The 13448-nt window shown below is 59.0% G+C and carries 11 protein-coding genes and 1 tRNA gene; 5 read left to right on the top strand and 7 right to left on the bottom strand.

Features of this window, described 5'->3' with window-relative positions:
• Positions 1 to 24 precede the first annotated feature (24 nt).
• Positions 25 to 429: a DNA-directed RNA polymerase subunit omega gene (gene rpoZ, locus JNB88_RS03805; protein ID WP_220354367.1), complete on the bottom strand. Its 405-nt coding sequence runs from the start codon at positions 427 to 429 to the stop codon at positions 25 to 27.
• Between the two features lie 286 nt (positions 430 to 715).
• On the opposite strand from rpoZ, the gene JNB88_RS03800 reads away from it, so the two are divergent.
• Positions 716 to 1300 (top strand): LabA-like NYN domain-containing protein, encoded by a 585-nt coding sequence (locus tag JNB88_RS03800; protein WP_037134524.1) that lies wholly within the window; start codon positions 716 to 718, stop codon positions 1298 to 1300.
• Between the two features lie 51 nt (positions 1301 to 1351).
• Here the strand turns inward: JNB88_RS03800 and smpB are convergent, their stop codons facing one another.
• Positions 1352 to 1831, bottom strand: coding sequence for an SsrA-binding protein SmpB (smpB, locus tag JNB88_RS03795; RefSeq protein WP_025659866.1), 480 nt, complete (start codon positions 1829 to 1831; stop codon positions 1352 to 1354).
• Positions 1832 to 1932: 101 nt separating this feature from the next.
• Positions 1933 to 2817: a 4-hydroxy-tetrahydrodipicolinate synthase gene (gene dapA / locus JNB88_RS03790; protein ID WP_037134523.1), complete on the bottom strand. Its 885-nt coding sequence runs from the start codon at positions 2815 to 2817 to the stop codon at positions 1933 to 1935.
• Between the two features lie 213 nt (positions 2818 to 3030).
• On the opposite strand from dapA, the gene JNB88_RS03785 reads away from it, so the two are divergent.
• Together JNB88_RS03785 and JNB88_RS03780 are read left to right on the top strand one after the other, a co-directional pair.
• Positions 3031 to 5103 (top strand): lytic transglycosylase domain-containing protein, encoded by a 2073-nt coding sequence (locus tag JNB88_RS03785; protein WP_220354366.1) that lies wholly within the window; start codon positions 3031 to 3033, stop codon positions 5101 to 5103.
• A 55-nt stretch (positions 5104 to 5158) separates the two neighbouring features.
• Entirely contained in the window at positions 5159 to 6049 is an 891-nt protein-coding gene (locus JNB88_RS03780; RefSeq protein WP_220354365.1) for an alpha/beta fold hydrolase, read from the top strand.
• 89 nt (positions 6050 to 6138) lie between these two features.
• Here JNB88_RS03780 and JNB88_RS03775 read toward each other — a convergent pair whose 3' ends face one another.
• The 4 genes from JNB88_RS03775 to JNB88_RS03760 form a co-directional block, all read right to left on the bottom strand.
• On the bottom strand, positions 6139 to 7164 hold the full coding sequence (locus JNB88_RS03775; RefSeq protein WP_220354364.1) for a porin: 1026 nt from the start codon (positions 7162 to 7164) through the stop codon (positions 6139 to 6141).
• A gap of 569 nt (positions 7165 to 7733) precedes the next feature.
• A tRNA-Ser gene (locus JNB88_RS03770) sits at positions 7734 to 7823 on the bottom strand.
• Between the two features lie 81 nt (positions 7824 to 7904).
• Positions 7905 to 9122, bottom strand: a complete 1218-nt coding sequence (locus JNB88_RS03765; protein WP_220354363.1) for an NAD(P)/FAD-dependent oxidoreductase — start codon at positions 9120 to 9122, stop codon at positions 7905 to 7907.
• A gap of 83 nt (positions 9123 to 9205) precedes the next feature.
• Complete coding sequence (locus JNB88_RS03760) at positions 9206 to 10321, bottom strand: Gfo/Idh/MocA family protein (protein WP_220354362.1); 1116 nt, start codon at positions 10319 to 10321, stop codon at positions 9206 to 9208.
• Between the two features lie 205 nt (positions 10322 to 10526).
• On the opposite strand from JNB88_RS03760, the gene JNB88_RS03755 reads away from it, so the two are divergent.
• Positions 10527 to 11402 carry a MurR/RpiR family transcriptional regulator gene (locus JNB88_RS03755; RefSeq protein ID WP_220354361.1) on the top strand — a complete coding sequence of 292 codons (876 nt, stop codon included), beginning with the start codon at positions 10527 to 10529 and terminating at the stop codon, positions 11400 to 11402.
• Positions 11403 to 11494: 92 nt separating this feature from the next.
• Positions 11495 to 13429, top strand: a complete 1935-nt coding sequence (locus JNB88_RS03750) for a bifunctional 5-dehydro-2-deoxygluconokinase/5-dehydro-2-deoxyphosphogluconate aldolase (protein ID WP_220354360.1) — start codon at positions 11495 to 11497, stop codon at positions 13427 to 13429.
• Positions 13430 to 13448: the final 19 nt, after the last annotated feature.

Genomic DNA, 13448 nt, shown 5'->3' with positions numbered 1-13448 from the left:
GCAATAATGGCGCAAGGTTGACGATTAGTAATCGTCGCTCTTTTCCGGCGGTACGAGGCCCTCGATACCAGCCAGAAGCTCTTCTTCCGACATCTGGTCGAAGGTGATCGTTTCCGGCAGATCTTCCTGCTCTTCGCTGTCGGCCGTAGCAACGCCGCCGGCTGCGATGAGGCTGGCCGGATCGGGCTCGGGCTCGTCGACTTCGACATGCTTCTGCAGCGAATGAATGAGATCTTCCTTGAGATCATCCGGCGACAGCGTCTCATCCGCGATTTCGCGAAGAGCCACAACCGGGTTCTTGTCGTTGTCGCGATCGATCGTGATCGAGGCACCCTGGGAAATCAGCCGGGCACGGTGGCTGGCAAGCAGAACCAGCTCGAAGCGGTTCTCAACTTTATCAATGCAGTCTTCTACTGTGACACGGGCCATTGCCTGTCCTTTACGCTCGGATCTCGGGATTAACACGCCCGATACAATTAAAACCGGGCAAATTCAAGTTTTCATTGCGGGCGGTCCCAAATGGCGAAGTGTCGAAATTTGCAAGCCGAAAGCTGGTTTCCACCCAAAGTTGCTTGGAATATCCCGAATCGTGCCCTAAATCTTTCTTATATGAATAGTTCATAAAGTAAGAATTGTTCCAGGCGTTCGCATAACCCATTGTTTTTGTGGGTTTTTGACGGAAGCACTAAGATTGATCACATTGGATTGGTACGGGATGTTTGATCCACGCGAAAAAATTGCTCTTTTTATCGATGGCGCCAATCTCTACGCTGCGTCGAAAAGCCTTGGCTTCGATATTGACTACCGCAAGCTGCTAAAGGCATTCCAGAAGCGCGGGTATCTTCTGCGTGCCTACTACTATACGGCCCTCATCGAGGATCAGGAATACTCCTCCATCCGCCCGCTCATCGATTGGCTCGACTACAACGGCTACAAGGTCGTGACCAAACCGGCCAAGGAATTCACGGATTCCATGGGACGCCGGAAGATCAAAGGCAACATGGACATCGAGCTCGCAATCGACGCCATGGAGCAGTCGGAAACCGTCGATCATCTCGTTATTTTCTCTGGTGACGGAGACTTTACGACGCTCGTCGAGGCACTGCAGCGCAAGGGTCGAAAGGTTTCGGTCATCTCGACGATGGCAACACAACCACCGATGATTGCCGACGACCTGCGCCGCCAGGCCGATCACTTCATCGATCTTCTGTCATTGAAGAGTGAAATCGGCCGAGATCCTTCCGAGCGGCCACAACGGCCGGCCGAAGCCGCGACAACGCCAACCGATTTCGAAACTTAATCCTGGAAGTCACAGCGCTGCGTTCCGGGCGGGGAGTACCGGCCCGGATCGCTAGCCGTTATCTTTGAGAAGACGGCTCTTCTGCCGGTTCCAATCGCGTTCCTTCTCGGATTCGCGCTTGTCATGCAGCTTCTTGCCCTTGGCGAGCGCCAGTTCCATCTTCGCACGGCCGCGATCGTTGAAGTAGATCTTCAACGGTATCAGGGTCATGCCTTCACGATTGATCCCCGCCCGCAGACGGTTGATCTCGCGACCGGACAGGAGGAGCTTGCGGCGGCGGCGAGGCTCATGGTTGAAGCGGTTCGCCTGCAGGTATTCCGGCAGATAGGAATTGATCAGCCAGATCTCGCCATCCTCATCGGAGGCATAGGATTCCGCGATATTGGCCTTTCCCTCGCGCAGCGACTTGACCTCGGTGCCCTTCAGCACGAGGCCCGCTTCGTAGGTATCGATGATTTCGTAGTTGAAGCGCGCCTTGCGGTTCTCCGCCACAATCTTCTTGACCACACGCTCGCTGCCTTTGGGGGCCATGACACATTCCAACTGCTAACGGGCGCGACTACCGCGCCCTTCTCACTTGCCCTCTATGTAAGGCAACATGGGCCACCTGTGAAGGCTGACCGACAGTCTCGTCAGTTCAGCAGGCCCGCATGACGCATGGCGGCGTCGATCGCTGCTTCCGTTGACGGTTCGAGCGTCGAAATCAACGGCGAACGCACGGTTCGGCCCATCCGCCCGAGCTTCGACAGTCCATATTTCGCGCCGCAGAGGCCAGGCTCCATGAAGATCGCCCTGTGCAGCGGCATCAGACGATCCTGATATTCGAGCGCCTTGGCGTAGTCGCCGGCCAGCGTCGCCGCCTGGAACTCCGCACAGAGGCGCGGTGCCACGTTGGCCGTCACCGAAATGCAGCCAACGCCGCCATGGGCGTTGAAACCGAGCGCTGTCGCATCTTCGCCGGATAACTGCTTGAATTCCTTGCCGCAAGTCAGGCGCTGCTCGGACACGCGCTCGATCTTGCCGGTCGCATCCTTGACGCCGACGATGTTGGAGTGCGCCTTTGCAAGCGCGCCCATCGTCTCAGGCGTCATGTCGATCACCGAGCGACCCGGAATGTTGTAGATGTAGATCGGCAGCTTCACGGCTTCGGCAATGGCCGAATAATGAGCGATCAGTCCCTTCTGCGTCGGCTTGTTGTAGTAGGGCGTAACCACGAGGATCGCGTCCGCTCCGGCCTTCTCCGCATGTTGGGCAAGTTCAATCGCTTCACGCGTGTTGTTCGAGCCGGCCCCGGCCATGACGGGGACACGCTTTGCCGCCGCTTCGATACAGAGTTCCACCACCCGCTTGTGCTCGGCATGCGACAGCGTCGGCGATTCGCCTGTTGTGCCGACCGGGACGAGACCACGGCTGCCTTCCTTGATCTGCCAGTCGACATGAGCCGCGAACGACGTCTCATCGACCAGGCCGGCATCCGTGAAGGGAGTGACGAGAGCGGGAATGGATCCCTGGAACATGCAGAACTCCTCATGGCCAAATTCACGCTTCGGCCGCATTCCTTGAATATTGGTGGGGCACCATAGTGCGGTGAAATCGCCGCGACAAGCGCGCATGGATCGGTTTAGGGCAAATTCCGATAGCAAATGTGAACGAAGTTTACCGAGTTCGGTAAGCTTTCGTTAAGATGGCTCCCGCCAAATGATCGGGCGTGTTTTCATTGTGAGTGTCCCATGAAGAGAGCAGTCCTGATCCTGTCCGCCCTCGGCCTTACAGCTGCCGCGTGGAGCAGTGTCGCGTCTCCGCTTCCAGCTGAAAATGCCCCCGTTCCAGATGTCAAACCCATCGGCTTCGTTCCTCAGACGTCGATGCCGGAATCGATCATCACCGGATCGATCCCACGCAGCCAGGCAATTGCACCCGTCAATAGCGACCTGAAAGCCGGTCTGGATGCCCTATCGGACAACGATCCCCTGCAGGCACTTTCCGTTCGCGATCGCATGGGACGCGGGACGCTTGACCGCCATATTCTGACGTGGGCGATTGCCGTCTCCGGGCAGAAGGGCATTCCCTCTGTTGAAATCGCGGCCGCCGCTCAGGAGCTGCAGGGATGGCCGGGACTTGCGAAGCTCCGCTCCTATTCCGAACGCGCCCTTTACGATGAAAATCCCGGCTCGGCCTCGGTCCTAGCGGCCTTCGGGCAGACGGCACCGGAGACCACTTCCGGTGCGATGATTCTCTCTCGCGCGCTTGTTGCGACCGGCAAGCAGAGCCAGGCTGCGAAATACATTCGCAAGGTCTGGCGCGGCGAAACGCTGGACAAGCCGACCGAGGATAAGCTGCTTGCCGAATTTTCCGGTCTTCTGACGCCCGCCGACCACAAGGCGCGGATGGACTACCTGATGTATCGCAACCGCGCGGCGCAGGCCAAGCGCTTCGGGGACATGGGACAAGCGCAATCGCTCTACAAGGCATGGACGGCGGTGATCGACAAGGCGGCCAACGCCGGCGCGCTTCTTGCTGCCGTCGACAGCAAGTGGAAGGGCGACGCCGGTTATCTCTTTGCCCGTATCGAATACCTGCGCAAACAGGAAAAATACGCCGAGGCCGCCAAGCTTCTCCAGCAGGCGCCTCGTGATCGGGATCAATTGGTCAATGCCGGCGAATGGTGGAACGAGCAACGGATCATCAGCCGAGGGCTTGTTGACCAAGGGGAGTTCAAGGCGGCTTACAGAATCGTTGCCAATTATACCGCAACGACACCGACCGACATCGTCGAGGCCGAGTTTCACGCGGGTTGGTATGCATTGCGCGGTCTGCAGGATCCCTCAGCGGCGCAGGCGCATTTCCGCAAGATCCTTGATTTTTCCAATGGGCCGATTTCCGTCTCGCGCGCCTGGTACTGGATGGGCCGGTCTGCAGAGGCTGGTGGACCTGGAAAAGCCTCCGAATTTTACGCCAAGGCAGCCAGCTACCCAACAACGTTCTACGGACAGCTTGCCAGCGACAAGCTCGGCCGCAAGACATTGAACGTTGCCTACCCCTCGCCGTCTCAGGCAGACCGCCAGCGCTATCAGTCGCGTGAGGCGGTGCAGGCCATCGCCCGTCTCGATGCAGCTGGTCACGGGTGGCGGGCGAAGGGCCTATACCTTGCGCTCGCCGAACAACTGCAAAACCCGGGCGAGCTTGCCGTTTTGAGCACACAGGCCGAGCGTTCAGGCGACCATCATCTGTCGCTGCAGGTTGGCAAGATCGCCTATTCGCGCGGGATCGATGTCGCTGCTTTGGCATTTCCCCTTGGCGTCATTCCGACCAACGCCAACATCTCCGGCTCCGGCAAGGCGCTTGCCTACGCGATTGCGAGACAGGAGAGTGCTTTCAATCCGGCTGCGATTTCGGTCGCGGATGCGCGTGGATTGCTGCAGATCTTGCCGGGAACGGCCAAGGCCGTCGCCAAACGCCACAACATTGCGTACTCCAAGGACAAGCTGACCGCCGACGCCGGATACAACGCGACGCTCGGCGCACATTACCTCGGTGAGCAGATCGACGCCTTCGGCGGCTCCTATATCATGACGTTCATCGCCTACAATGCCGGGCCCAAGCGGGTGCCTGAATGGATCGGACGCTATGGCGACCCCCGCGGCCAATCGATTGACGCCATCGTCGATTGGATTGAGCGCATCCCCTTCCCCGAAACGCGAAATTACGTACAGCGGGTCATGGAGAATTACGAGGTGTACAAGGCGCGGCTCGGGCAGCCGAGCGACATCGTCCGCGACCTCACCGGCGGCCGCTCTTCCTGATTGCCAAGCCTCCCCGCCTGATTAATCTGTCCCCGGCACAACGGGGACGATCGACGTGGATGAGGCAGGAGACAGCGGCTTCGAACCAACAACCTACCGTTCGGACGATGGACTGACGCTCTATGCGCGGGACTATCGTGGCCAAGGGACCACGAGCGGGGTGCCCGTCGTCTGCCTGCCCGGGCTGACGCGGAACTCGCGCGACTTTCACCAACTGGCACTGCTTTTGTCGCGGGATCCGGCGGTGCCCAGGCGCGTCATCGCTCTCGACTATCGCGGTCGCGGGCTGTCCGACCGGGATCTCAACAAGGCCAACTACAATGTCCGCGTCGAGGCGCAGGACATCATCTCGGCCTGCCGGCATTTCGGAATCGATCGGGCTGTCTTCATCGGCACGTCGCGAGGCGGACTGATTCTTCATTTTCTGGCGCAGATCACGCCGGAGCTGATCGCCGGCATCGTCCTCAACGACATCGGACCGAAGATCGAGGCCAGCGGGTTGAAGCGCATTCGCGATTATCTCAATACCGCCGCACCGCCGCACGACTGGCGGCAAGCGGTCGCCGTCCTCAAGGCCTGCCATAGCCACTATTTCACGGCGCTCCGCGATCGCGACTGGCAGGAGATGGCTGTGGCGATCTACCGGGAGATCGGCGGAATACCGGTCGCCGACTTCGACCCGGCGATTGCCGCCCAGTTGCAGACCATCGACTTCGACACGCCGCTACCCGATCTCTGGACCCAGTTTGCCGGGATGACGCCGATTCCGATGCTGGTTGTCAAGGGGCAACATTCCGACCTGCTGTCGCGCCGGACGGTCGAGGAAATGATCGAACGGCACCCTGATATCACCGCCGTGGAGGCACCCGGTCAGGGACACGCACCCCTGCTTCATCTGCAGCCGGCCTTGCACGCCATCAGAACGTTTCTGGTGACAACCGAATAGGCTGCTTCTTGTTTCGTCGTACCCTTGTCCTGACAAAAAAAGCCCGGCTCGAAAGCCGGGCTCCCCTGATTGACCGAAGTCAGATCAGATTAGAATGCACGCTGCAGACGGAAGTAACCGGTAACCGCGTCGTCGTCGACAGCAATCGTACGCTCCTGCCACTGGACCGAGGCCTTGGCGTAGAAGTTCTCGACGATCTGGTAGTCGACCGTTACGCCGGCCTTCCAGTTTTCGTCGGAGCCGAAGTCGTCGCCAGCAGCGTTCAGGCCGTAGTTGTCGAAGTACTGAACACCGGGGGTGATCTTCAGCTTGTCGGTCGCCTGGATGGCGTACTCAGCTGCGATGGTCCACTCGGAGTCATCGTAGTAGGAGTTTACGCCAGATGCCCAGACGGCTGCGAGGCCGAGCGTGCCAGGACCGATTGCAACGGTACCCATAGCGCGGATTGCGCCTTCTTCGTTGTCGGTGTCATAGCCGCCGATAACCTGGTAAGAGAAGGCACCAGCCTTGCCGCCGAGACCGAGGGCAACGCCCCAGTTGTTCGGCTCTTCACCCGGCTTGTAGGCGCCGTCTTCCAGTTCGTCGAACGAGATACCGGCATAGAAGTCGCCAGACTCGTACTGGTAACGAACGGAGTTATGCAGCGTCGAGTGGCTTGCCAGAACGTCGGTTTCGCCCGAGAGGCCATCATCCCACCAGCTGTAGAACAGACCAGCGCGGAAGCCAGCTACGTCGATGTAGGCCGAGTCCAGAACCGAGTCGAACGAGGAGCCGTTGTCGCCGTTAAGCTGGTAAACGATCACGCCGGTGAGCGGGCCGTACTCGGTGTCGCTCTTAGCCGTGAACTGAACCTGACCGCGGGTGAACGCATCCCAGTCAGACGTGCCAGGAGCAGCTTCATCCGGACCAACGTCAACCTGGAAACGGATGTAACCTTCGATCTTCAGGCAGGTTTCCGTGCCCGGGATGTAGAAGTAGCCGGTGCCGTAAGCGTCGCAGACGCGAACGTATTCAACCGGTTCCGGCTCAGCAGCAACAATAGCGTCAGCAGCCTGAGCACCGGAAACTACTGCGAGAGCAGCAGCGGAGCCGAGAAGAAGGCTCTTGATGTTCATATTGACCTCCAATTCAAAGTTTCGATTGGGTCTGGGTTTTTCGCCACTTGAGCAGCGTTCCCTGCCCCATCCCCATGTTTCAAAGAAGTCGGACGATCAACCGCCCTCGCTTCCGAAGTTGAAAATACAAGACCGGGACTGTCACGCAATCACCAACTTGCCCGTTTCGGGTATTTGCGACAGCCTTCCCCATGCGCTGTTGCTGAAAGGTCACAAATGCGGCATGCGCCCCTGCCGTTTCTTTATAGTTTATTAAGAAAGCGCTGATTTTGCGGGTGTTTACCGCCACTCGGGATCCTTCCGCCTCTGTGGATTGTGCCACATTGGAACCAGTTTCTCGCCGGATTCCTACGATTTGTGGTGGTGAGATGCGATGCGCTTGTAACGAGAGCTGCCGACGAAGCGGTCGAAAGGATCAGAATCAGTTTTGCTGACTAAGGATGATTCTCTGTTCGATTCTGCTGACGTGAGAATCGCACAGCACTATCCGCTGGGGTGGTAGACGTTGCCGACAGGCGGATCGCGTAGCGACCACGTCAGACCAAACAACAAATGATGTGATGATATGATGGCGGAGAAGATGGGATTCGAACCCACGATACCCTCTCGGGTATACTCCCTTAGCAGGGGAGCGCCTTCGACCACTCGGCCACCTCTCCGGTGGGAGCCTGATAGAGTCATTCGCCAGGTGACGCAAGCGCTTTTTCGGCTTTTTTCACCTGATGCCGCGGCTGGCGGCCTCAGCTCAGCAGCTGCTTGAGATCAGCGGACGCGTTGGCCAGGATCGCCTTGTCAGGATTGATTCCCAATTCCAGCAGTTTCTTGCCGGTCACATAGGCTTTCGCATCATTGATCGCGTCGACGGCGATAAGTGCGCCGTCCTTGAAATACCAGATTGAGTGTGCGCCTTCGCGCGAACCTGGGCGAAGCAATGTCTCGTCGTATCCTAAATTGAAGCCGGCAATCTGCAGCTTCACATCGTACTGGTCCGACCAGAACCACGGCTTGGGATCATAAGGCGCGTTGCCGCCGGCGATGACGGCTGCGACGGCTTCCGCCTGATCGACGGCGTTCTGCACCGACTCCAGACGGATGCGGCCATCCTGCCAAGGAAGCGACGCGCAATCGCCCGCCGCAAAGATCGACGGGTCGGACGTTCGTCCGAATTCATCAACGATAATGCCGTTGCCGACCTCTATGCCGGCATCCTTGGCAAGCTGGTCGTTCGGAGCAACGCCAATTCCCACGATGGCGAAATCAATGTCGATGACCGATCCGTCGGCAAGCTCGGCGCCCACGACATGACCGTCCTTGCCCACGAGCCGCTTCAAGCCGGTCTTTTCACGAATGACCACGTCATGCATTTCGTGAATTACCCGCATGATGTCGGCCGTTTCCTTGGCGGCGACCCGCTGAAGGATTCGATCGGCCATCTCGATCACCGTTACTTCCAGGCCGCGATGGCGGGCGACGGCTGCAGCTTCGAGGCCGATGTAACCGCCGCCTATAATAAGGACGCGGCGGCCCGGGCGCATTTCGTCAGCCAGGCGGTCTGCATCGCGCTTGTCGCGCGCAACATAAACGCCTTCGAGATCTCCACCGATGGTCGCAGGCAGATTTCGCGGCGTGGCGCCGGTGGTCAGCACCAAGGTAGCGTAGTCGAGAATCGAGCCATCCTGCAGCATGACCTGCTTGCTGTCCGGCTTGATCTGCTCGGCCCATGTCGCAAGCCGAATCTCGACATCGTTGTCGGGATACCAGTGCTCCGGGCGGAACAGCAGGCGATCGAATGCCATTTCGCCAAGCAGATATTTCTTGGTCAGCGGAGGACGTTGGTAGGGCAGCACATCTTCGGCGCCGATGATGGTGATCGGACGCATATCCTTGAGTGCGCGCAATTTCGCAGCCAGTGCAAAGCCTGCCTGCCCGGCGCCGATAATCACCAGTCTGTCCGTCACGATCCCACTCCCACCATACATTCGCGAGTTCAGGCCAAGGCGTACCCCCTGCCCCTTGCGCCGTCAACAGAAGCGGACCGACCTCAGCCGATCTCAATCCAACGACGCTCATGAAACGACTGTGCCATGGCGTGAACGGACTTCTCTATCCTAAGACCGTCTTCGAATGTCACGATCGACGACGGCTCACCGGAAATTGCGCGAATGAGTTCGCGGCATTCGATAATCTTCAGGTCGTTGAAGCCTAGCCCATGCCCGGGAGCAGGAATGAAGCGATCGTAGGGCTGGTGAGCCGGTGCGGTCAGTATCTTGCGGAATCCCTGCTCCGAACCGCGCCCGTCTGCCTGATAAAGCTCGAATTCATTCATTCGCTCCTGATCATAGGCGATGGCACCCTTCGCACCGAAAATCTGCAGTGCGATCCGCCCTTTCCGTCCCCAGGCCGAGCGATTTGCCATCAGTACGGCCGAAATGCCGCCCCCAAGCCGCATGAGCACATTGGCCGCGTCGTGATTCTCAACGCTGCGACGACCGCCTTCCTTGAGCGGACGATCCGCGTAAGGCTTTACCATATCCGCGATGACGGCTTCGACATGTCCGAAGAGATACCAGAGCAGCGACAGCGGATGCACCGCGAAGTCGTCCAGGGCACCGTAGCCGGAGGCAAGTTCGCTCTTCCAATAGAAGAAGGCGTCCGGATCGGCCATGAAGTCCTCGTCCATCTCCACGCGAATGTGGTTGACGGTGCCGATGGCGCCATCGTCGATCAGCATCTTGATATGCCGCATGATCGGATTCTGGATATAGTTATAGCCGAGGACGGCGACTTTGCCGGATGCTTTGGCCGCCTTCAGCATCCTTTCGGCATCGGCATAGGCGGGCGCCATCGGTTTTTCACACCAGACATGCTTGCCTGCCTCAAGCGCGGCAATCGCCATGTCGGCATGGAATTGATTCGGCGTTGTTACGGACACCACATCCACTTCAGGGTCGGCAATGAGTGCGCGCCAATCGGCCGTTGCCTTTTCAAAGCCGAACTCGGAACCACGCTGCTCAGCCAGCGCCGCACTTGCCTCGGCCAGGTGAACGAGGCGCGGGCGATCGACGTCACCGAAGACCGTCTTTACCGCATTCCACGCCAACGCGTGACATTTCCCCATATAGCCGGTGCCGATCAGGCCAATTCCGAGTGGCTTCATCTTGTCTCCTCCAGATACACCACTGTTTTTGGAATATTTAGACCGTTTTGACAAGCTGCTGCCTCCGGCAGCATTTTTCTCGCAAATGGCTCCATTTCGTAGAAATTCATTGGATTTTAGCGAAGTAAAAACAATTAGCCGGGTGGAGGGAAATCATTTATGGTCACGAGTATGGAATGTTTATTTCATTCACTGGACTGCACCAATGGAAACTGACAGTAAGACGCCTGCACGCGTTCCGCGCGACTTCGAAAGCCTGCGAAGCACGATCATCGAGCGCAAGGCCAACATGCCGAAACGCTTGGCGCAGGTCGCCGCCTTCGCGCTCGGCAATCCCGACGAGATCGCCTTCGGCACGACGGCGAGCATTGCCGCCGCTTCGGATGTGCAGCCGTCGACGCTGGTGCGCCTTGCCCATCATCTGGGTTACGACGGGTTCTCCGATCTCCAGAGCATCTTTCGCGAGCGCCTACGCGATCGCACGCTGACCTATGAAGAGCGCCTTGTGACATTGGAACAGGCGAGCGGCGATGACGAAGACGCCAATCTGCTTTCCGGTTTCATTTCGGCCGCGAGCCAGTCGGTCAACCGGCTGGCAGCCACCGTACAGACTGACACCTTTACCAAGGCAGTCGATATTCTGGCCGCCGCCGAGACGATCTACCTGATCGCCAAGCGGCGCTCCTATCCGCTGACGGCACATATGACCTACGCCTTTTCGAAGCTGAACATCCGACACCAAATCGTCGCATCGCCAAACGGCGTCGATCCGGAGATGGTGCAATTCGCGACCAAGAACGATGCGGCAATTGCCGCAAGCTTCTCTCCCTATGCCGCCGATAGCCTCAGCCAGGCGGAAGCGCTGGCGGATCGGGGCGTGCCTGTGGTTGCCATAACCGATTCAGCCTTCTCGCCGCTCGCCGCCCGTGCGACCTGCTGGTTCGAAGTGGCGGAGGCGGACTTTGCTGGTTTCCGCTCGCTCTCCGCCTCGATGGCGCTGACCATGGCGCTCCCGGTTGCGATCGCCGAGCGGCGGCGGAAGCGAACGTCGACAAAATCGACAAAATCAAAAATGGAATAAACATTCCGAATTGACAACAATACGGAACCGATGTTTCATTACTCGCAATCAGCAGGCGCCAAGCCGTAGCTAAAATCTAGCGGGAGGACATCATGGCACAACCGAACCCGGGCTCGCAGCCGGAACCGTCGCTTGACGTGATCACCATCGGCCGCTCTTCGGTCGATCTCTACGGCCAGCAGATCGGTTCGCGGCTCGAGGACATCGGCTCCTTTGCCAAGTCCGTCGGCGGCTGCCCTGCCAATATCGCCATCGGAACGGCGCGCCTGGGCCTCAAGTCGGGCCTGATCACCCGGGTCGGCGACGAGCAGATGGGCCGCTTCATCATTGAGCAGTCGGCGCGCGAAGGCGTCGAGACGAAGGGCATCAAGACCGACAAGGAGCGCCTAACGGCACTGGTGCTGCTCGCTGTCGAAGCCGAAGGCGTCTCGCCGATGATCTTCTATCGCTCTGACTGTGCCGACATGGCGCTCGACGAAGGCGACATCGATGAGAGTTTCATCAAGTCGTCGCGCGCCGTGCTGGTGTCGGGCACGCATTTCTCCCGGCCGAATACGGAAGCAGCACAGCGAAAGGCCATCCGCATTGCCAAGGCCAATGGTCGCAAGGTCATCTTCGACATCGACTATCGACCGAATCTCTGGGGCCTTGCCGGCCACGCTGAAGGCTTCGAGCGCTATGTGAAGTCCGATCGCGTCTCCTCCAAGATGAAGGAAACGCTTCCGGACTGCGACCTGATCGTCGGAACGGAAGAGGAAATCCTGATTGCCTCAGGTGCTGACGACGTACTCGGCGCGCTCAAGGAAATCCGCCTGATGTCGCCGGCAACGATCGTTCTCAAGCGCGGCGCCATGGGCTGCATCGTCTACGATGGTCCGATCAGCGACAATCTGGAAGACGGCATTGTCGGCGAAGGCTTCCCCATCGAGGTATTCAACGTGCTCGGCGCCGGCGATGCCTTCATGTCCGGCCTTCTGCGCGGCTGGCTGAAGAATGAACCGCTGAAGACCTGTGCCACCTGGGCGAATGCCTGTGGCGCCTTCGCCGTCTCCCGCCTCCTCTGCTCGCCTGAGTATCCGACCTGGGCCGAGCTCGATTTCTTCCTGAAGCACGGAAGCCAGCATCGTGCGCTGCGAAAGGATGAGGCGATCAACCACATCCACTGGGCTTCCACGCGCAAGGGCGACATTCCGCTCCTCATGGCGCTTGCCATCGATCACCGTTCGCAGCTGACCAGCATCTGCGACGAACTGAACCTGGACTACAAGAAAATCGTCGCCTTCAAGCGCCTTGCCGTGGAGGCCGCGGCGCGTGTCGCTGATGGCCGCAGCGGTTATGGCATGTTGATCGATGAGCGCTTCGGGCGCGATGCCTTCTTCGATGCGGCAACCAAGAACTTCGCCTGGATCGGCCGCCCTGTGGAGCTGCCGGGGTCCAAGCCACTGCGCTTCGAGTTCAGTCAGGATATCGGCTCGCAGCTCGTCGAATGGCCGCTCGATCATTGCATCAAGTGCCTGTGCTTCTACCATCCGGATGATCCGGCAGCGCTGAAGACCGAACAGCAGGAAAAACTGCGCACGCTCTTCGAAGCCGCGCGCAAGGTCGGCCGCGAACTGCTGATCGAAATCATTTCGAGCAAGAACGGGCCACTGACCGACGACACGGTCTCGACGGCGATGGAAGAGCTCTATGCACTTGGCATCAAGCCCGACTGGTGGAAACTTGAGCCCCAGGCTTCGACGGCCGCCTGGAAAAAGATCGAGGCCGTGATTGCCAAGAACGATCCATGGTGCCGCGGTATCGTCCTGCTTGGTCTCGAGGCTCCGGCCGACGAGCTGGTCAAGGGCTTCGAGGCGACGCTGGCTGCTCCGTCCGTCAAGGGCTTTGCCGTCGGCCGCACCATCTTTGCTGAAGCGGCACGCGGCTGGCTTTCCGGTAAACTAAACGATGAGGAAGCGATCGCAGACATGGCCGGACGCTTCCGCCAATTGACAGACGCCTGGTTGAAAACCCGCGGCCTGAATTAGTTAAAGCATTTGGGAGGTG

The organism is Rhizobium cauense, assembly GCF_019511525.1.
In the GTDB taxonomy this organism is placed as follows: Bacteria; Pseudomonadota; Alphaproteobacteria; order Rhizobiales; family Rhizobiaceae; genus Rhizobium; species Rhizobium cauense.
The sequence above is the reverse complement of the archived record's forward strand: the minus strand, read 5'-3'. Positions and strand labels throughout refer to the sequence as shown.

Excerpts from the sequence above, each read along its gene's own strand:
- rpoZ (WP_220354367.1), bottom strand. The coding sequence starts at position 429 with ATGGCCCGTGTCACAGTAGAAGACTGCATTGATAAAGTTGAGAACCGC.
- JNB88_RS03800 (WP_037134524.1), top strand. The coding sequence starts at position 716 with ATGTTTGATCCACGCGAAAAAATTGCTCTTTTTATCGATGGCGCCAAT.
- smpB (WP_025659866.1), bottom strand. The coding sequence starts at position 1,831 with ATGGCCCCCAAAGGCAGCGAGCGTGTGGTCAAGAAGATTGTGGCGGAG.
- dapA (WP_037134523.1), bottom strand. The coding sequence starts at position 2,817 with ATGTTCCAGGGATCCATTCCCGCTCTCGTCACTCCCTTCACGGATGCC.
- JNB88_RS03785 (WP_220354366.1), top strand. The coding sequence starts at position 3,031 with ATGAAGAGAGCAGTCCTGATCCTGTCCGCCCTCGGCCTTACAGCTGCC.
- JNB88_RS03775 (WP_220354364.1), bottom strand. The coding sequence starts at position 7,164 with ATGAACATCAAGAGCCTTCTTCTCGGCTCCGCTGCTGCTCTCGCAGTA.
- JNB88_RS03760 (WP_220354362.1), bottom strand. The coding sequence starts at position 10,321 with ATGAAGCCACTCGGAATTGGCCTGATCGGCACCGGCTATATGGGGAAA.
- JNB88_RS03755 (WP_220354361.1), top strand. The coding sequence starts at position 10,527 with ATGGAAACTGACAGTAAGACGCCTGCACGCGTTCCGCGCGACTTCGAA.
- JNB88_RS03750 (WP_220354360.1), top strand. The coding sequence starts at position 11,495 with ATGGCACAACCGAACCCGGGCTCGCAGCCGGAACCGTCGCTTGACGTG.